Raw genomic sequence first — 17,212 nt, 5'->3', positions numbered from 1 at the left:
CCTCTACCGCACTGAAAATTCAGTCAACCCTCTGAGCGCACTCGGACCAGGGAACCTGAACAAACGATCAGGATTTCCGGCACGCGGGCCCCGGGGCGGGTAGAGTCACCACTCATGTCGGACCGCCGGACTGGGATACTCGAAGCCGCCACCCGCATCATCGCCCGGCGCGGCGTACGCGGGCTGCGCATGGGCGAGCTGGCCGCCGAGGCCGGCGTGTCCACCTCGCTGATCTACTACCACTTCACCGACCGGGCCGGTGTCCTCCAGCAGACGCTGGAGTTCATCAGCGACCGCGCCGACCGCTACACCGCGGGCGACGCCGGCGGCCCGGACGCACCGCCGCGCGCCGCGGACCCCCGCACCGATCTGGAGCAGGTCCTCCTCCTGGAGCTCCAGGACACCGTCGACGTGCGGGAGAACAGCATCGCCTGGGGCGAACTGCGGGCCACCGCGGTCTTCGAGCCGGACCTGCGCGAGGAGCTGGCACGCAGCACCCACAGCTGGGTGCACGACGTCGCCGATCTCCTCGCCCGCGCCGACCCGCTCGGCACCGCCCCGGCCCACGCGGCCGCCGCCGAGCGGCTCACCGCCCTCGTCGAGGGGCTCAGCGTGCGCTGGCTGAGCGGCTCACTGCCGCTCGACCAGGCCCGGCGCCTGCTGCGGGGGGCCGTCGAGGCGGAGCTGGAGCGTTCCCGGCCGTAGCGCGCGTCTTCGGCGGACCCGGATTCGGCCGATCCTGAGGGAACCTCTAAACTCTGCGGCGCCGACCCGCGCTGTCCTTGCCGCCGTCGGGCCGCAGTCCGCCCCGTCCGCCGAGAGAGGCAGCCCGCATGTCCGCTGACCGATCCCCCTTCGCCCTGCCGTCGGCCTTCCAGGAGCTGACCGGCGACGACCCGCGCGAGGTCGGCGGCTACCGGCTGTACGCGCGGCTCGGCGCCGGCGGCATGGGCCGGGTCTACCTCTCGTACACCCCGGGCGGCCGGCCCGTCGCGCTCAAGGTGGTCCGGCCCGAGCTGGCCGAGGACCCGGAGTTCCGGGCCCGGTTCGCCCAGGAGGTCGCCAGCGCGCAGCGCATCCACGGGCTCTACACCGCACAGGTCGTCGACGCGGGCGTGGAGGCCGCCACCCCGTGGCTGGCCACGACGTACGTGCCGGGCCCCTCGCTCCAGCAGGTGGTCCAGCGCTTCGGGCCGCTCCCGGAACGGACCGTCCTGCTGCTCGTGGCCGGCATCGCCGAGGCGCTCCAGGCGATCCACGCCAGCGGCGTCGTCCACCGCGACCTCAAGCCGGGCAACGTCCTGATCGCCCCCGACGGCCCCCGGGTGATCGACTTCGGCATCGCCCGCGCGGCCGACGCCGGCGCCCTCACCGGCACCGGGCTGCGCATCGGCTCGCCCGCCTACATGGCCCCCGAGCAAGCCATGGGCCGCACCGCGACCCCGGCCACCGACGTCCACGCCCTCGGCGCCCTCGCCGTCCACGTGGCCGGCGGCACCCCGCCCTTCGGCGACGGGCCCGACCTCGCCGCGCTGTACCGGACGGTCCACGAGGAACCCGACCTCGGCCGCGTCCCGCCGGGCCTGCGCGAGCTGCTCGGACGCTGCCTCGCCAAGCGGCCCGAGGACCGGCCGACCACCGCCGAGGTGATCGCCGCCGCGCGCAGCCACCCGGCCGTGGGCGGGCACCTCACCTTCGGCGAGGACTGGCTGCCGCACCCGGTCGCCGGGCAGATCACCCGCCACGCCGATCTGCCCCGGGTGCCCGCGGAGGCGCCGACGGCCCTGGTGCCGCGCGCGGGCGTGCACGCGGCCGAGACGGTGCGGGGGCCGGCGACGCCGCCGAACCCCACGGCCGTCGCGATGCCCGTGCCCTCGCCCGCGCCCGCACCCGCCCCCGCTCCTGTCGTCACCCTCGAGTCGAGAGGCAGGGCCAGGGCCAAGGGCGGCCGCAAACGCGCGCTCGGACGGACGGCGCTCACGGCCACGGTGGCCCTGGCCGTCGGCGCCGCCGGGATGCTGTACCTGCTCGACATCCCCGACACGGAGGCGGCACCGGCCGAGCCGCCGGTGGCGGGCGCGCCGTCCACCCCGCCCGCGCCGCTGCCTTCGGTGGCCCCGACCTCCGTCGCCCCGACCCCGGCCCCGACGGGCGCGGCGTCCAGCACCTCGGCCGCACCCACCGGCTACACCGCCGCCTACCGCGGCGTCGAGCTGACCTCGGCGGACTCCGGCTACGAGTTCGACCTCGCCACCGGCACCGTCGTCCCGACCGACAGCGCGACCTGGTACGTCGCCCGCAGCGCCAGCGAGTTCCTCTACCCCGACACCGCCGACTCCTACATCGGGCGGGACTCCGGCCTCGGCCTCGCCGAGTGCCTCAAGGGCCTCGGCAGCCGCCCCGCCGCCCGCGTCCCCTTCGGCGCCCTCGGCCCGCGCGGCGCCTTCTGCCTGCGCTCCGCCGACGGCCAGGACCTCGCCATCGTCCGCGTCCTGTCCACGGCGGGCCCGGACGGCCCGGTCACCGTCTCCCTCGACCGCTACCGCCGCACCGGCTGAGCGACGGCCCGACCGGCCGAGGCGGTTGCCGAGCCGTCACCCGCGCCGGTGCCGGAGCGCTAGCCGACCAGCTTCGCGTACGCGGCGGCGTCGAGGAGGCCGTTGGTGGTGGCGTCCTTCGCCAGCTTGATCCTGAACAGCCAGACGTCGTACGGGTCGGCGTTCACCTCCTCGGGAGTGTCGACGGCATCGGCGTTCACCGCGACGACCTCACCGCTCACCGGGCTGTAGAAGTCCGAGGCGGCCTTGACCGACTCCACGACGCCGATGGCGTCACCCGCCTTGACCTGCTTGCCCACCGGAGGCATCTCCAGGAACACGATGTCCCCGAGCGTCGACTGGGCGTGGTCGGTGATGCCGATCGTCAACGTTCCGTCGGCTTCCGTACGCACCCACTCGTGCTCGTCGGTGTACTTGAGCTCCGCGGGGACGTTGGACATGGCAAGCAACTCCTCTGATACGCAGTGTGATCGACCGGTGGCAGGATGCCACGTCGGCGGTGTGCGCGCGACGACTTCCGGGGAAACCACACCCGAAAGTCGGCCGCGCCCGCACAACCGACGTTTCGGCCGGCAGACGTCGGCCTCCCGTGCACGCCCCACGAGCAGGCTTGACTGATTTTTCAGTCAGTGCGAGAGTTCGAGCCAGGCGAGGTCGAGAAGCCGCCCCAGCGAGCCGTTTCCCCCGCCGAAGCCGATTCGCCGCCCAGAGCCCCACCGGAGTACACCGTGTCCTTCTCCCCCCTCGCGCGCCGCACGGTGCTGCGCTCCCTCGCCGGCGCGGGTCTGCTCGCCCTCGGCGCCACCGCCTGCGCCTCCACGGGCGACCCGGACGAGCCCGCCGCCCCGTCCTCCGGGGCCGCCGACCAGCCGACCGGCGCGGCTCCCGTCGAGCCGTCGCCCACCGCCCCGGCCGCCGCGCGCGGGCGCCGGCTCGGCGGCGAGTGGGAGAAGCACGAGCGGACGTTCATGGCCTGGCCCGCCTCCGAGAACGTGTGGGGCGAGCAGCTCGGGGGCGTCCGCAAGGACATCGCCGAGGTGGCCAACGCGATCGCCGAGCGCGAGCCGCTGGTCCTGCTCGTGCGCCCCGGCCAGGAGTCCTCCGCCCGCAAGGCCTGCGGGTCGGCCGTCGAACTGCTCTCCTCCCCCGTCGACGACCTGTGGGCCCGCGACACCGTGCCCGTGTTCGTCGAGGAGGGCGGAAAGGTCAAGGGCGTCGACTTCAACTTCAGCGGCTGGGGCGGCAAGCAGGAGCACACCAACGACGCCCGCCTCGCCCGCGCGGTGCTCGACAGGTACGGCATCGAGCGGATCGAGACCCCGATCACCGCCGAGGGCGGCTCCTTCGAGAGCGACGGCCAGGGCACCCTGCTGATCACCGAGAGCTCCGTCGTCAACGACAACCGCAACCCCGGCCGCACCCGCGACCAGGTCGAGGCCGAGCTCAAGCAGGCCCTCGGCATCACCAAGGTGATCTGGCTGGCCGGCGTCAAGGGCAAGGACATCACCGACGCCCACGTCGACTGCCTCGCCCGCTTCGCCGCACCCGGCGTCGTGTTCCTCGACCGGGCCTTCCCCGGCACCCCGCCGGACGTGTGGTCCCGCGCTGCGGACCAGGCGCGTTCCGTCCTCGCGGACGCCACCGACGCCACCGGGAAGAAGCTCAAGGTCATCGAGATCAGCCAGCCCAACCCGGACAAGATCACCGGGCGCGGCGACGCCTTCGTCTCGTCGTACATGAACTTCTACATCGGCGACAAGGGCGTCTACCTGCCGCTCTTCGGCGACCCCAAGGCCGACGACCACGCCCAGGACGTGTTCCGGGACCACTTCCCCGGCCGCGAGATCGTCCCGCTCCAGATCGACACCATCGCCTCCGGGGGCGGCGGCATCCACTGCTCCACCCACGACCAGCCCGCCGGCTGAACCCGGCGCCCCGCCCCCGGCGTAGCCCGGCGCCCCACCCCCACCCACGTGCCCGAGGAGAACGACCCACCGTGCGGCTGACCCCCACCGAACGCGACCGGCTGCTGATCTTCACGGCCGCCGAGCTCGCCCGCGCCCGCCGCGCCCGCGGCCTGCGGCTCAACGTCCCCGAGGCCACCGCGCTCATCGCCGACACCGTCTGCGAGGCGGCCCGGGACGGCCTGCGGCTCGCCGAGGCCGTCGCGCGCGGGCGCTCCGTCCTCGGCCCGGAGGACGTCCTGCCCGGCGTGCCCGACCTCGTCACCGAGATCCACGTCGAGGCGGTGTTCGACGACGGCACCCGGCTGGCCGTCGTCGCCGACCCGTTCGACGGCGCCACCCTCGCCGACGCCGCGCCCGGCGCCGTGCTCCCCGCCGGCGACGCCCCCGGCGACCCCGAGCCGGTGTGCACGGTCTCCGTGCGCAACACCGCCGACGTGCCGGTCTCGGTCACCTCGCACTTCCACTTCTTCGAGGCCAACCCGCGCCTCGACTTCGACCGGGCCGCCGCGTACGGCATGCACCTGGCCGTCCCGGCCGGGTCGTCGCTCCGGTTCGACCCGGGCGCGGTCGTCGAGGCCGGCCTGGTGCCGATCGGCGGCGAGCGCGTCGCGATCGGGTTCGCGGGGCTCGTCGACGGACCGCTCGACTCGCCCCGGGTCCGGCGGGAGGCCCTGCGCCGGGCCGCCGAGCAGGGCTACCTCGGGGTCACCGAGGCCACGGACGACCAGGAGAACGCGCGATGAGCATCGAACCGTCCGAGTACGCCGCCGTGCACGGCCCCCGCGCCGGGGACCGGGTGCGGCTCGGCGACAGCGGCCTCGTCGTCCGGGTGGAGTCGGACTCCCAGCGGCCGGGCGACGAGTTCCTCGTCGGCTTCGGCAAGACCGGGCGCGACGGACTGCACCTCAAGGCCGCAGCCGTCCGCGACACCTGCGACGTCGTCATCAGCAACGTCCTCGTCATCGACGCGGTCCAGGGCATCCGCAAGACCTCGATCGGCATCCGGGAGGGCCGGATCGCCTCGATCGGCCGCGCCGGCAACCCCGACACGCTCGACGGCGTGGACGTCGTGGTCGGCACCGGCACGACGATCGTCTCCGGCGAGGGCCTGATCGCCACCGCCGGGGCGGTCGACACCCACGTGCACCTCATGTCCCCGCGGATCATGGAGGCTTCCCTCGCCTCCGGCGTCACCACGATCATCGGCCAGGAGATCGGGCCGGCGTGGGGCGTCGGGGTCAACTCCCCGTGGGCGCTGCGGCACGCCTTCAACGCCTTCGACGCGTGGCCGGTCAACATCGGTTTCCTGGCGCGGGGTTCGTCCTCCCACCCGGCACCGCTCGTGGAGGCGCTGACCGAGGGCGGCGCGTGCGGGTTCAAGGTGCACGAGGACATGGGCGCGCACACCCGCGCGCTCGATACCGCGCTGCGTGTCGCGGAGGTCCATGACGTCCAAGTGGCGCTGCACACCGATGGTTTGAACGAGTGCCTGTCCGTCGAGGACACCCTCAGCGTACTGGAGGGCCGCACCATCCACGCCTTCCACATCGAGGGCTGCGGCGGCGGGCACGTCCCCAACGTCCTCAAGATGGCCGGCGTGCCGAACGTCATCGGCTCCTCCACCAACCCGACGCTCCCCTTCGGACGGGACGCGATCGCCGAGCACTACGGCATGATCGTCTCCGTCCACGCCCTCAAGACCGACCTCCCCGGCGACGCCGCCATGGCCCGCGACCGCATCCGCGCCGGCACCATGGGCGCCGAGGACGTCCTGCACGACCTCGGGGCCATCGGCATCACCTCCTCCGACGCCCAGGGCATGGGCCGCGCCGGCGAGACCGTCCGGCGCACCTTCGCCGTCGCGGGGAAGATGAAGGCCGAGCTCGGCCCGATGGCCGGCGACGGCCCGGACGACGACAACGCCCGCGTGCTGCGCTACGTCGCGAAGCTCACCATCAACCCGGCCATCGCGCACGGGCTTTCGCACGAGGTCGGCTCGATCGAGGTGGGCAAGCTCGCCGACATCGTGCTGTGGCAGCCGGCGTTCTTCGGCGCGAAGCCGCAGATGGTGCTAAAGGCCGGCTTCCCCGCCTACGGCGTCACCGGCGACCCCAACGCCGCCACCGAGACCTGCCAACCCCTCGTCCTGGGCCCCCTGTTCGGCGCCCACGGCGCCACCCCGGCCGACCTCTCCGTCGCCTTCACCAGCCAGGCCGCCGCCGAATCCGGCACCTTCGACCGCCCCCACGACACCATGACCACCCGCCGCCGCCGGGTCGGAGTCCGCGGCACCCGGGGCATCGGACCGGCCGACCTCATCCACAACACCCGCCTGGGCGCCGTCGATGTCCACCCCCACACGGGCCTGGTCACCCTCGACGGCACCCCTCTCCACTCCAACCCGGCCGAGGAGGTGCCGCTGAGCCGCCTCTACTTCCTCTGAGTCAGCGCATGCACGAGTCAACCACCTGACGTAGCAGCACGGTTGAGGACGAGCCGACGGCGTACCAGGTGTTCTCCGTCTCGTCCTCCACCGAGGTCCAGGCGGCCACGACCGGCAGTTCGCAGTGGTCGCCGGCCTCCAGCGGGGGGAGGGTCCAGGTCATGCCGTGGTGGTCGGCGAAGTCGACGCCCCACGTGGTGCAGGAGTTCCGGTAGACCTCGCCGATCAGACCCGCCCAGCGGCGGGGCGCCGCGGCCGTCGTGGCCGCGGCGTGGCAGATCCCCTCCTCGTCGGGGCCGCCGAGGGTGAGGCGGGTCGTGTCGTGCTCCACCGTGACCGCGGCCAGGCCCTGTCCGCCGTCCCAGCCGGCGTCGGCGCCGTCCGGCAGCCGCGCGGGCAGTCCCGCCGAGAACGTCACCCTTCCCGGCGGCGACCCGGCGTCGATCCGCCACACCGCCGCGAGGCAGTCGGTCAGCGGGCCCCACACCTCGGGGTCCAGCTCGGGGTCGTACGGGGTCAGCAGCAGTTCGACGCGCGCCGCGTGGTGCCTCCAGCGCGCGACCGTCCTCCCGCCCGGCAGGGCGAACAGCTCGTCGGGCAGCGGCGGGAGTGCGGTGTCCCCGATCGTCGTCGTGAAGGCCACCGCGCCGAAGGGTGTGTCCATGACGGGCCTGGCGGCGGCCCGCACGCGTGTGCGCGGGACGGTGGGGAGCAGCATCGGCCCAGCGTACCGGCAGGTCCGGGAGGCGCACCCGCCGTGGTCGCCGATCTGTGACAACAACCCTGCCACACCCGGATATTGGGACCGGTACCGTGTGCCTCCGGGCGGGCCGAGGGGAGCGTGGCGCATGCAGTCGCTGGAGGATGACGATCCGCGGCGGGTGGGCGAGTACCGGCTGCTGGGCCGGCTCGGCGCGGGCGGGATGGGGCGGGTGTACCTCGGGCGGTCGGCGCGGGGGCGGACGGTGGCCGTCAAGGTGGTGCGCCCGGAACTGGCCGGGGACCGGGAGTTCCGGGCGCGGTTCCGGCGGGAGGTGGACGCCGCCCGGCGGGTCGGCGGGGAGTGGACGGCACCGGTGCTGGACGCGGACACCGAGGGCGACCGGCCCTGGGTGGCCACCGGGTACGTCGCCGGACCGTCCCTGAGCGCCGCCGTGCGGCAGTTCGGGCCGCTGCCCGGGGCGTCGGTGCGGGCGCTCGGCGCCCGGCTCGCGGAGGCGCTCGCCCACGTGCACGCGCTCGGGCTGGTGCACCGGGACGTCAAACCGTCCAACGTGCTGCTCGCCCCGGACGGCCCGCGCCTGATCGACTTCGGCATCACCCGCGCCCTGGACGCCAACACGAGTCTCACCAGGCCCGGTTACACGGTCGGTTCGCCCGGCTTCATGTCGCCGGAGCAGACCCGGGGGAGCAAGGTCGGGCCGGCGAGTGACGTGTTCTCGCTCGGCGCCGTGCTCGCGTACGCGGCGACGGGTGTGCTCCCGTACGGGGAGGGAGTGGCCCCGGCGGTACTCTTCCGCGCGGTGTACGAGCAGCCCGATCTCCTGCTGGTGGAGGAGACGCTGCGCCGGAACCTCCTCGGCTGCCTCGCCAAGGACCCGGCCGCGCGCCCGTCGCCACAGCTGCTGCGCGCCTGGCTGGACGACGACCGCGAGGCCACCAGGGACCTGGCGACGGGGAGCTGGCTGCCGGCGCCGGTGGCCGCCGCGATCGGACGGGCGGCCGCCCGGCTGCTCGACCTGGAGGCGGACGGGACCGGGACGACCCACGCCGTGCCGCCCCGGCCGACGTCGGCACCGCCCCGCCCGGAGCCGGCGCCCCGCCCGACGCCCACACCGCGCAGGCCGACGGTGCCGCCACCGGGCCCCGCCCCGACCGTGCCCCGCCGCCACCCCACCGCCCCGACGCGCCCCGCCCCCACGAGACCCGCCCCCACGAGACACTGGCGGCACCTCCCGCCCCAGCCCATCCCGGTCTACGGCCCGCCGCGGTACCGGCCCCCGCACCGGCGGCGCGGGTGGCTGGTCCTGGTGCTCGTCGTGCTGGTCGTGCTGCTGATCGCCGCCGCGGGGTACGCGCTGACGCACCGGGAGGCGCAGACGTCCACTTCCGGATCCGCGCCGGTCACCAGCGCGACGGCGCCCGGGGTGCCCGGCGGCGGCGCCGGACGGAACGTCGTGCCGGCCGCCTACCTCGGGACCTGGAGCGGTCAGGCCCTCTACTCGAACAACACTCCGGCCGGCGTCGTCACCCTCACCGTCGGCACGGGCGGCATCGGCGACCAGAGCACGGGATCGCGCCTCGACAACGGAGCCATCCGCTGCGAGGCCGTGTGGACGCTCGTCGAGGTCTCGTCGATCTCGTTGACCTACACCTCGCGGCTGGTGCGGGGCACGCCCGGCGGCGCGTGCACGGGCGGCGACGCGACCGACCGCCGCACGCTCGTCATCGAGCGGGACGGCACGATCCACTACGGAGTCAGCCGGGCGGGCGTCGTGACCCAGATCGCGCTGCTGCGGAAGACCGGCTGACCCCCGGCCCCCGCCCCTGCACCCGCCCCCGCCCCCGCGTTCTCACCCGTGTGCCCGCACCGCCGCCAGGACGTCCAGCCCCAGCGCCGGGTCGGCGTCCTCCGGGAGGCTGACGGACAGCCGGGTGAAGAGGCCCGCGTAGCGGCGGGTGATCTCGCGGGCGACGTCCTCCACCGGGCCGGACACCGCGAAGGCGTCGAAGACCTCGTCGTCGATCATGGCGGCCATCTCCTGCCAGCGCCCGCGCACGGAGAGCGGGTGCAGGCGCTCCTGGAGGTCCTCCCAGCCGTGCTGGGCGAGCACCGGGCGGTAGGCCGGCGTGGAGGCGTAGAAGGCGAGCCGCTCGCGGACGGCGGCGCGGTTGGCGGCCAGTTCCTCCTCCGTCCGCCCGGTGGCGGTGAGGACGCTCCCGGCGATCTCGAACGGGCGCGCCGTCCACGCGGCGCCCTCCGCCTCGGCAGCCGTCCGGGCCTCGGTCAGGCCGGGCAGCACCTGTTCGGCCAGGTAGGTCGGGGACGAGAACGGGTGGCTGAGGAAGCCGTCCGCGACGGCGCCGGCCGTGCGGGTCATGAGCGGGCCGACACCGGCCAGGAGGATCCGGGGCACCCCGCCGGACACCGGGTCCGGCGAGAAGACCGGGGTCATCGTCGTGTGCGTGTAGAACTCGCCGCGGAAGCGCAGCCGCGCGCCGGTCTGCCAGCTGTCCCAGATCGCGCGCACGGCGTGGACGTACTCGCGCATGCGCGCGGCGGGGCGGTCCCAGGGCATCCCGAAGCGCTTCTCGATGTGCGTCTTGACCTGCGAGCCCAGCCCGATGACGGCACGTCCGCCGGAGGCCGCGTGCAGGCCCCACGCCTGGTAGGCGAGCGTCATCGGGGTGCGGGCGAAGGCGACCGCGATGCCGGTGGCGAGCTCGATGCGCTCGGTCCGGTCGGCGGCGCGGGCGAGCTGGAGGAACGGGTCGTACGCGGTCTCGGCGACGACCAGCCGGTCCATGCCGCGGCGCTCGGCCTGCTCGGCGGCGTCCAGGATGCCCGCCGGGTGCCCGGAGGCGGTGGCGTCGAGGCGGAGGGCGGCGGTCGGGCGGTCCATGGCGGGGCTCCTGGTCACGGGCTTCGGCGGTACGTCGGCGGTACGCCGCCAGCCTGCCATGCCCTCACCTGCCGGGTGGCCCGGCTCCCCGGCTCCCCGGCTCCCCGGCTCCCGGGTCGGCCGCGTGCCGGGCCGGGCGCTTGCCCACCCGTACGACCTCGCCGGTCAGGCTCCGCCCTCGGGGAATTCGGCCACGGGGAACTCGGCCAGGTAGGCGTGCAGTGCCGCCGCGCCCGCCAGCAGGGCCAGGCCGCGCGCCGTCAGACGGTCGCGCCACTCGCCCAGCGTCGCCCGGAGGGGCTCCGGCCCACCCGCCGTCCGGACGCGTTCCAGCACCTGCGCGATGCGCTCCAGGCCGTGTCCACCACGGCGCAGCTGGTGGGCCAGCAGGGCGTCGCGCACATCGGCGGGGGCGTACACGCGGTAGCCGGTGCGCGCGTCGCGCCGGGGCACGACCAGGCCCGCGCGCTCCCACGTGCGCAGGGTCGCCGGGCGCAGGCCGAGGCGGTGCGCGAGCGGGCCGATGAACGTGCCGCCGGGTTCGGGGTCGGGGTCGGGTGTCGGTTCGGGGGCGCGTGTCGGATCTGGGCCCGGCGGCGGGACGAGGTCGTGCAGCGCCTCCTCCACCGCGTCCAACGTGGCGCGATCACCGGCCAGTTGCGCATGACCGGCGTCGATCAGCCGCAGCGCCTCGTCGACCTCGCCCGCGTGCACGGCCCGCATGACGGCCCCCGCCGTCGCGTGGCCGTGCCCGGGCAGCAGCGCCAGGAACGCCCTGAGCGCCGCGGCGTGGCGCGGGCCGTAGACGCGGTAGCCGCTCGCCGTGCGCCCGGCCGGCGGCAGGAAACCCGCCTCCTCGTAGTTGCGCACCGCCTGCGTGGACAGGCCGTGCTCGCGCGCCAGATCGACGGGTCGCAACATCACTTTGAGACTTCACTCCAATCTCACCGCGCAAAACGGCACCAAAGTTTACACCGGAGCTTCAACGATACGGTTGAAGTCATGACCGCATCGATCCGGGACGCGGCCCGTCCCTTCTCTGGCCACGCCCTCACCGCGCTCCTCTCCCCCGCCACCCGCCTCCTCGGCCTCGGCGAGCCCACCCACGGTGTCGAGGCCTTCCCCGAGCTGCGCAACGAGCTGTTCCGCCACCTCGTCGAGCACGAGGGCTACCGCTCGATCGCCATCGAGAGCGACTGCCTCACCGGTCTCGTCGTCGACGCGTACGTCACCGACGGCGTGGGCACGCTCGACGACGCCGTCGCCCACGGCTTCAGCCACGGCTTCGGCGCCTCGCCCGCCAATCGTGAACTCCTGCGCTGGATGCGCGAGTTCAACCGGCAGTGCCCGTACGCTGAGCGGGTCCGCTTCTACGGCTTCGACGGCCCGCTGGAGATCACCGGCGCCGCCTGCCCGCGCCCGTCCCTGCTCGCGCTGCACGACTACGTCGCCGCCCACCTCGACCCGCCGTACGACCGCACGACCCTCGACGCCCTCCTCGGCGACGACGGCCGCTGGACGGACGAGGCCATCATGTACGACCCGGCCAAATCCATCGGCCGCACCCCCCAGGCCCGTGAACTGCGCGTGATCGCCGATGACTTGAGTGCGCTCCTCACCGCACACGCTCCCCACCTGACGACCGCGACCTCCCCCGACGCCTTCTGGCGCGCCGAGCTGCACGCCCGCACCACCATCGGGCTCCTGCGCTACCACGCCGCCATGGCCGACACCGGTCCCGCCCGCATCGCCATGCTCCTGTCCCGGCGGGACGCGATGATGGCCGACAACCTCGACGCCGTCCTCCGCCGCGAGGAGCACCGCGGCCCGACGCTCGCCTACGCCCACAACGGCCACCTCCAGCGGGAGGAGAGCAGCATGCGCTTCGCCGGCCGGCTCACCCGGTGGTGGAGCGCGGGCGCGATCATCGGCACCCGCCTCGGCGACCGGTACGCCTACGCGGCCACCACCTTCGGCAGCCGCGGCTCCGACGTCCCGCCGGCCGACACGCTCGAAGGGCTCCTGTCGACGCTCCCGCACGACACGTCCGTCCTCGAACCGGCCCAACTCGCGCGATTCACACCGCACCTGACGCCGCGCGTACCGGCCGACCACACCTACGCCGCCCTCGATCCCGCCACCACCGGCCAGGCCGACGCGATCGTCTTCGTCCGCGACATCCGGTAGTCCCCGGCGGCGGGTCGGTGCCTCCGACGTCCGCGAAGGCTCGATACGGTGGCCGGAGCGGACCGGCGGCGCCCGACCGCTGTGGGGCGGGCGCCGCCGGTACCGCGATTCCCCATCGCCGGCCGACTCCGGCGACCAGCCGGGCGGATCAGCCCAGCAGGCGCAGCAGCTCCTCGGCCGCCCCCGCCGACGACGCCGGGTTCTGGCCCGTCACCAGGTTGCGGTCGACGACGACGTGCGGCGCCCACGGCTCGCCCGCGGCGAAGTCCACGCCCAGCTCGACCAGCCGGTCCTGGAGCAGCCACGGCGCCTTGTCCGCGAGACCCGCCTGGCGCTCCTCGTCGTTGGTGAAGGCGGTGATCCGGTAGCCGGCGAACGGCGACCCGCCGTCCTCCGTCCGCGCGGCCAGCAGCGCCGCCGGGCCGTGGCACACGACGCCGAGCGGGCGGCCGGAGGCGAGCGCCCTGGTCAGCAACCGGCCGGACTCGGGGCTGACCGCCAGGTCCTCCATCGGGCCGTGGCCACCCGGGTAGAACACGGCGTCGTAGTCGGCCGGGTCGGTGTCCTCCAGCTTCACCGGCCGCCGCAGCTCGGCGACGGCGGCGATCGCCTCGGCCGTCGCCTCGTCGGGCACGCTCGCCCGGTCGGCGACCGGCGCCACGGCGCCCGGGGTGGCCACGGTGACCTCGTGGCCGGCCTCGGTGAAGGCGCGGTACGGCACGAGGACCTCCTCGGCCCAGTAGCCGGTCGGGTGCGCGGTGCCGTCGTTCAGCGTCCAGACGTCGGCGCCGGTCACGACGAACAGGATGGTGGCCATGGTGCAGTCTCCAGGGGTGCGGTCCGACGCTCCGGCGGTCCTCCGCCGGAGTGCTCACGGCTCGACGCTAGACGCGCTCCACCATCGCCCACCAATGGCCCGGGCGATGTCCGGTATCGGGAATCCGATGGCTCCGGACGACACCCCGGCCATCGCCGTCCCGTAGGCTCGCGCCATGAGCGATCGGGAAATCCATGGCTCCGGCCCGTTGGACCTGAACCAGCTGCGGACCTTCCTCGCCGTCCACCGCGCCGGCTCGTTCACGGCCGCCGCCCACCGGCTCGGACTGTCCCAGTCGACGGTCACCGCGCAGATCCGCGCGCTGGAGCAGCGGCTCGGCCGGGAGCTGTTCGAGCGCGGCGCCCGCGGCGTCGCCGCCCTGCCGTACGCGGACGACCTCGCCGCCCGCCTCGCCGACCCCCTCGACCGGCTCGCCGACGCCACCGGCGAGCGGGCGGGCGGCACCCCCGAGCCCGTGCACCTCGCCGGGCCCGCCGAGTACCTGGGCACCGTCCTGCTCCCCGCGCTCGCACCGCTCGTCGCCGGCGGCGTCCAGCTGCGCGTGACCACCGGCCTCACCGACCCCCTGCTCGCCGAGCTGCGCGCCGGGCGGCACGACCTGGTCGTCGCCACCCGGCGCCCGCGCGGCCGGACGCTGCACGCGGAACCGCTCGCCGACGAGGAGTTCGTCCTCGTCGCGGCACCGGCCTGGGCGCAGCGCCTGGACGGCCGGGAGCTGCCCGCCGCCCTCGCGGACGTCCCGCTGCTCAGCTACGCCGCGGACCTCCCGATCGCCCGCCGGTACTGGCGGCACGTGTTCGGCGAGCGCCTGCACGCCCGCGCCGCCCTCACCGCCCCCGACCTGCGGGCGGTCGTCAACGCGACGGCGGCGGGCGCCGGCTGGAGCGTCCTGCCGAGCTACCTGTGCCGCGCCGAACTCGCCTCGGGCGCGCTGCGCCTGCTGCACCGGCCGGAGGACCCGCCGATCAACACCGCGTACCTGGTGCAGCGCCCCGCCGCGTCCGCCAATCCGCACGTCGCCCTGGTCCGCGAGCGGCTCGTCGCGGCCGCGCACACCTGCTGAGGCCCCTTCGCCAGGGTTCCGTCAAGATCGGCGGTCAGTTCACAAAGGGGGGCTACGCTACTGGTGGTTCGTAGCGGCACCTACCGGGAGGGAGGCGAGAGAAATGGACTCCAGTAGTAGTCCGGGCCACAGTCGGCCCTGTTCCCCGCTTTCCGCACCCCGCCCCGGCGCGCGCTGACGCCAGTCGGTCCGCTCGCGCGCGCCCTCCCCCCGGCCCCCGGCCGTCGGAGGTTCGCCATGACCCGCCTGTCCTTCCCACGCTTCTCCCCGTCGCACGCCCCCACCCGCGGCACCGGCCTGCTGCGCGGCCTGCGCCGCACGCCCCCGCACCTGCCGCCGCTCGGCGCGCTGCCCGCCGACGCCCCCATCGTCCGCGGCAGGCTGCGGCTGACCCTGCAGGACGGCACCCCGCGCCTGTACCTGCTCGACCACCGCGACTTCGCCGCCACCACGTCCCCCGACGTGGCGTACGACGCCCGCGTGCAGACCGCCTACCTGTTCGCGCTCCAGGGCCACGGCCCCGACTGCCTCGCGCGGCACCTCGGTCTCCCCCTCACCGCCGCCGAGGCCATCGCCGCGCATGCCGCCCGCTCCAGTGCGCCCGGCGCCGCCGGAGCACCCGGCACCGCCGGCACCGCCCGCGCCATCCCACAGGCATGAAGCCCGGGCGTCAGATCGCCAGGTCCCGCCGCTCCAGCAGCCGGAACGCGGCGAGCAGCCCGACCGCGCCGACGCCCACCAGGACGCCCAACGAGTGCCACGGCACACCCCCGTGGGCCAGGACGTCGCCGGGCGCGTAGTAGTGGAACGGGCTCAGGTACCGCAGCGGCGCGGCGGGGGACCACGCCAGGGCGATGAAGTTGAGCGCGAAGCCGACCGCGCCGAGGGCCACCGCCGCGCCGATCACGTACGCGCGGCGGCGGCTGAACGCCGAGACCGCGAGCACCGGACCGGTCAGGCCGAACGCCAGTGCGCAGCCCATCAGTCCGGCCGCGAACACCCCGCCCTCGGACACGGCCGCGCGCAGCGTCGGCGAGAACGCGACCCCGAGCGCGATGGTCAGCGTCGCCGCCGCGTTGAGCAGGACCGACGCCGCCACGAGGGCGCCGGCCCGTTCGGCGAGCAGGCGGCGTCGCGAGAGCGGACGGGTCATCAGGAGCTCGATGGTGCCGGACTCGACGTCGGCCGCGACGGCGGCGGCGCCGAGCGAGCCGATGACGGTCAGGTGCAGCGCGATCCAGAACGGGTGGGTGAGTCCGGCGCCGAGCAGCCCCGGGTAACTGGCGATGGAGACGTCGCCGTTGGAACCGCTGAAGGCCTTGAACGCGCCGGGCGGGGTGCGGCGGGCGCCGAACAGGTCGCCGTGCGGGACGGTGCTGGTGATCACGGTGATCAGGGTCTCGAAGACGACCATGCCGAACAGCAGCCCGAGCAGCATCCGGCGCCGCCGGTGCAGGGCGAGCCAGACCAGCGGGAGGCGGCGGTTGACGGTGCGCGCGATCACGGCCGCTCCTCGGGCTCTTCCGCCGGCGGCTCGTCCGCTTGCGACTCTTCCTCTGCCGGCTCTTCCTCTTCCGGCTCTTCCGAGTTGCGGTAGAGGTCGAGGAACGCCTCGTCCAGTCCCGCCTCCTCGACGGTGAGGTCCGCCACCGGCAACGCCCCGAGCAACTCCCTGACCGTCTCGACGAGTTCGTCCGGTGGTACCACCAGCTCCACGCGCTGCCCCTCCCACCGCGGGGACCACCGGTCGGCGGCGCCGAGCGGCCGGGCGCCCCGCCCGTCGGCGAGGACGAGCCGCACCCGCCGCGCCCGCGCCTGGCGCAGCTCGGCGACCGAGCGGACGGTCACCAGCCGCCCGCGCCGGACGATCGCCACCCGCTCGCACGTGCGCTGCACCTCGGGCAGGACGTGGCTGGAGAGCAGGACGGTCCGCCCGGCGGCGGTCTCCTCGGCGAGCAGTTCGAAGAACGTCTCCTGGACGAGCGGGTCGAGGCCCTCGGTCGGTTCGTCCAGCACCACGACGCCGGGCCGGTGCTGGAGCGCCTGGACGAGCCCCAGCTTCTGCTTCATCCCGCGCGAGTACTCCCCCACGGCCCGCCCGAGGTCTGCGCGGGTGAGGGCGAGCCGCTCGCACAGCTCGCGCCGGCGGGGCACCGGGGCGCCCTGGAGTGCGGCGAGGAGGTCGAGCGTCTGCTGCCCGGTGAGCTCGGGGTAGAGCCGCAGTTCGCCGGGCAGGTAGCCGATCGACGGCGCGAGCCGGCGGTGGTCGGCCACCGGGTCGAGGCCGAGCACCCGCACCCGGCCGCCGGAGGGCTGGAGCAGCCCGACCAGGCAGCGCAGCGTGGTCGTCTTGCCCGCGCCGTTCGGCCCGAGCAGGCCGAAGACCTCCCCGGCCGCGACCTCGACGTCCAGCCGGTCGATGCCGACGGTGGCGCCGTACCGCTTGGTGAGCTCGCGCAGTTCGATCACCGGTCTGCTGCTGGGCATGGCCCGCACCTCCGCTCGCGGCCCCGCGGCCCTCGACGGGCCCGGT

The 17,212-nt window shown here is 74.9% G+C and carries 16 protein-coding genes; 9 read left to right on the top strand and 7 right to left on the bottom strand.

Annotated elements, in window-relative coordinates; translation table 11 throughout:
• Window positions 1-114 precede the first annotated feature (114 nt).
• Together ACFVU9_RS00175 and ACFVU9_RS00170 are read left to right on the top strand one after the other, a co-directional pair.
• Entirely contained in the window at window positions 115-705 is a 591-nt protein-coding gene (locus ACFVU9_RS00175) for a TetR/AcrR family transcriptional regulator (RefSeq protein WP_387588455.1), read from the top strand.
• Window positions 706-833: 128 nt separating this feature from the next.
• Complete coding sequence (locus ACFVU9_RS00170; protein WP_387588453.1) at window positions 834-2,558, top strand: protein kinase; 1,725 nt, start codon at window positions 834-836, stop codon at window positions 2,556-2,558.
• A 59-nt stretch (window positions 2,559-2,617) separates the two neighbouring features.
• Here ACFVU9_RS00170 and gcvH read toward each other — a convergent pair whose 3' ends face one another.
• Entirely contained in the window at window positions 2,618-2,998 is a 381-nt protein-coding gene (gcvH, locus tag ACFVU9_RS00165) for a glycine cleavage system protein GcvH (protein WP_380437115.1), read from the bottom strand.
• A gap of 288 nt (window positions 2,999-3,286) precedes the next feature.
• On the opposite strand from gcvH, the gene ACFVU9_RS00160 reads away from it, so the two are divergent.
• The 3 genes from ACFVU9_RS00160 (at window position 3,287) to ACFVU9_RS00150 (ending at window position 6,968) form a co-directional block, all read left to right on the top strand.
• Entirely contained in the window at window positions 3,287-4,483 is a 1,197-nt protein-coding gene (locus ACFVU9_RS00160; RefSeq protein ID WP_387588451.1) for an agmatine/peptidylarginine deiminase, read from the top strand.
• Window positions 4,484-4,554: 71 nt separating this feature from the next.
• Window positions 4,555-5,268: an urease subunit gamma gene (ureA, locus tag ACFVU9_RS00155; RefSeq protein ID WP_387588449.1), complete on the top strand. Its 714-nt coding sequence runs from the start codon at window positions 4,555-4,557 to the stop codon at window positions 5,266-5,268.
• Window positions 5,265-6,968 carry an urease subunit alpha gene (locus ACFVU9_RS00150; protein WP_387588447.1) on the top strand — a complete coding sequence of 568 codons (1,704 nt, stop codon included), beginning with the start codon at window positions 5,265-5,267 and terminating at the stop codon, window positions 6,966-6,968. The genes ureA and ACFVU9_RS00150 overlap by 4 nt, the downstream gene beginning before the upstream one ends.
• Before the next feature lies 1 nt (window position 6,969).
• Here the strand turns inward: ACFVU9_RS00150 and ACFVU9_RS00145 are convergent, their stop codons facing one another.
• Window positions 6,970-7,686, bottom strand: a complete 717-nt coding sequence (locus ACFVU9_RS00145; protein ID WP_387588445.1) for a hypothetical protein — start codon at window positions 7,684-7,686, stop codon at window positions 6,970-6,972.
• A gap of 130 nt (window positions 7,687-7,816) precedes the next feature.
• Between ACFVU9_RS00145 and ACFVU9_RS00140 the strand changes: the two genes are divergently transcribed.
• Window positions 7,817-9,499, top strand: a complete 1,683-nt coding sequence (locus ACFVU9_RS00140; protein WP_387588443.1) for a serine/threonine-protein kinase — start codon at window positions 7,817-7,819, stop codon at window positions 9,497-9,499.
• A gap of 42 nt (window positions 9,500-9,541) precedes the next feature.
• On the opposite strand, the gene ACFVU9_RS00135 is transcribed toward ACFVU9_RS00140, so the two are convergent.
• Window positions 9,542-10,591, bottom strand: a complete 1,050-nt coding sequence (locus tag ACFVU9_RS00135; protein ID WP_387588441.1) for a TIGR03617 family F420-dependent LLM class oxidoreductase — start codon at window positions 10,589-10,591, stop codon at window positions 9,542-9,544.
• 165 nt (window positions 10,592-10,756) lie between these two features.
• Complete coding sequence (locus ACFVU9_RS00130) at window positions 10,757-11,512, bottom strand: MerR family transcriptional regulator (protein ID WP_387588439.1); 756 nt, start codon at window positions 11,510-11,512, stop codon at window positions 10,757-10,759.
• 81 nt (window positions 11,513-11,593) lie between these two features.
• On the opposite strand from ACFVU9_RS00130, the gene ACFVU9_RS00125 reads away from it, so the two are divergent.
• The gene (locus ACFVU9_RS00125) at window positions 11,594-12,778 is read left to right on the top strand and encodes an erythromycin esterase family protein (RefSeq protein WP_387588437.1); all 1,185 of its coding nucleotides are present in this window, start codon (window positions 11,594-11,596) and stop codon (window positions 12,776-12,778) included.
• A 148-nt stretch (window positions 12,779-12,926) separates the two neighbouring features.
• Here ACFVU9_RS00125 and ACFVU9_RS00120 read toward each other — a convergent pair whose 3' ends face one another.
• Entirely contained in the window at window positions 12,927-13,595 is a 669-nt protein-coding gene (locus ACFVU9_RS00120) for a type 1 glutamine amidotransferase domain-containing protein (protein WP_387588435.1), read from the bottom strand.
• A 175-nt stretch (window positions 13,596-13,770) separates the two neighbouring features.
• On the opposite strand from ACFVU9_RS00120, the gene ACFVU9_RS00115 reads away from it, so the two are divergent.
• Both ACFVU9_RS00115 and ACFVU9_RS00110 read left to right on the top strand, forming a co-directional pair.
• Entirely contained in the window at window positions 13,771-14,679 is a 909-nt protein-coding gene (locus ACFVU9_RS00115; protein WP_380437134.1) for a LysR family transcriptional regulator, read from the top strand.
• A gap of 237 nt (window positions 14,680-14,916) precedes the next feature.
• Window positions 14,917-15,339, top strand: a complete 423-nt coding sequence (locus ACFVU9_RS00110) for a hypothetical protein (protein ID WP_387588433.1) — start codon at window positions 14,917-14,919, stop codon at window positions 15,337-15,339.
• 10 nt (window positions 15,340-15,349) lie between these two features.
• Here the strand turns inward: ACFVU9_RS00110 and ACFVU9_RS00105 are convergent, their stop codons facing one another.
• Both ACFVU9_RS00105 and ACFVU9_RS00100 read right to left on the bottom strand, forming a co-directional pair.
• On the bottom strand, window positions 15,350-16,183 hold the full coding sequence (locus tag ACFVU9_RS00105; RefSeq protein ID WP_380437138.1) for an ABC transporter permease: 834 nt from the start codon (window positions 16,181-16,183) through the stop codon (window positions 15,350-15,352).
• A complete protein-coding gene (locus ACFVU9_RS00100; RefSeq protein WP_387588431.1) occupies window positions 16,180-17,166 on the bottom strand; it encodes an ABC transporter ATP-binding protein in 987 nt (328 codons plus the stop codon). Before ACFVU9_RS00100 ends, ACFVU9_RS00105 begins: the two co-directional genes overlap by 4 nt.
• Window positions 17,167-17,212 lie beyond the last annotated feature (46 nt).

The sequence above is a fragment of the Kitasatospora sp. NPDC057936 genome (assembly GCF_042887525.1).
Lineage (GTDB): Bacteria > Actinomycetota > Actinomycetes > Streptomycetales > Streptomycetaceae > Kitasatospora.
This window is presented reverse-complemented; position numbering and strand designations above follow the sequence as displayed.

Coding starts and splice junctions, on each gene's coding strand:
- ACFVU9_RS00175 (WP_387588455.1), top strand. CDS start 115: ATGTCGGACCGCCGGACTGGGATACTCGAAGCCGCCACCCGCATCATC.
- ACFVU9_RS00170 (WP_387588453.1), top strand. CDS start 834: ATGTCCGCTGACCGATCCCCCTTCGCCCTGCCGTCGGCCTTCCAGGAG.
- gcvH (WP_380437115.1), bottom strand. CDS start 2,998: ATGTCCAACGTCCCCGCGGAGCTCAAGTACACCGACGAGCACGAGTGG.
- ACFVU9_RS00150 (WP_387588447.1), top strand. CDS start 5,265: ATGAGCATCGAACCGTCCGAGTACGCCGCCGTGCACGGCCCCCGCGCC.
- ACFVU9_RS00145 (WP_387588445.1), bottom strand. CDS start 7,686: ATGCTGCTCCCCACCGTCCCGCGCACACGCGTGCGGGCCGCCGCCAGG.
- ACFVU9_RS00140 (WP_387588443.1), top strand. CDS start 7,817: ATGCAGTCGCTGGAGGATGACGATCCGCGGCGGGTGGGCGAGTACCGG.
- ACFVU9_RS00135 (WP_387588441.1), bottom strand. CDS start 10,591: ATGGACCGCCCGACCGCCGCCCTCCGCCTCGACGCCACCGCCTCCGGG.
- ACFVU9_RS00130 (WP_387588439.1), bottom strand. CDS start 11,512: ATGTTGCGACCCGTCGATCTGGCGCGCGAGCACGGCCTGTCCACGCAG.
- ACFVU9_RS00125 (WP_387588437.1), top strand. CDS start 11,594: ATGACCGCATCGATCCGGGACGCGGCCCGTCCCTTCTCTGGCCACGCC.
- ACFVU9_RS00120 (WP_387588435.1), bottom strand. CDS start 13,595: ATGGCCACCATCCTGTTCGTCGTGACCGGCGCCGACGTCTGGACGCTG.
- ACFVU9_RS00115 (WP_380437134.1), top strand. CDS start 13,771: ATGAGCGATCGGGAAATCCATGGCTCCGGCCCGTTGGACCTGAACCAG.
- ACFVU9_RS00110 (WP_387588433.1), top strand. CDS start 14,917: ATGACCCGCCTGTCCTTCCCACGCTTCTCCCCGTCGCACGCCCCCACC.
- ACFVU9_RS00100 (WP_387588431.1), bottom strand. CDS start 17,166: ATGCCCAGCAGCAGACCGGTGATCGAACTGCGCGAGCTCACCAAGCGG.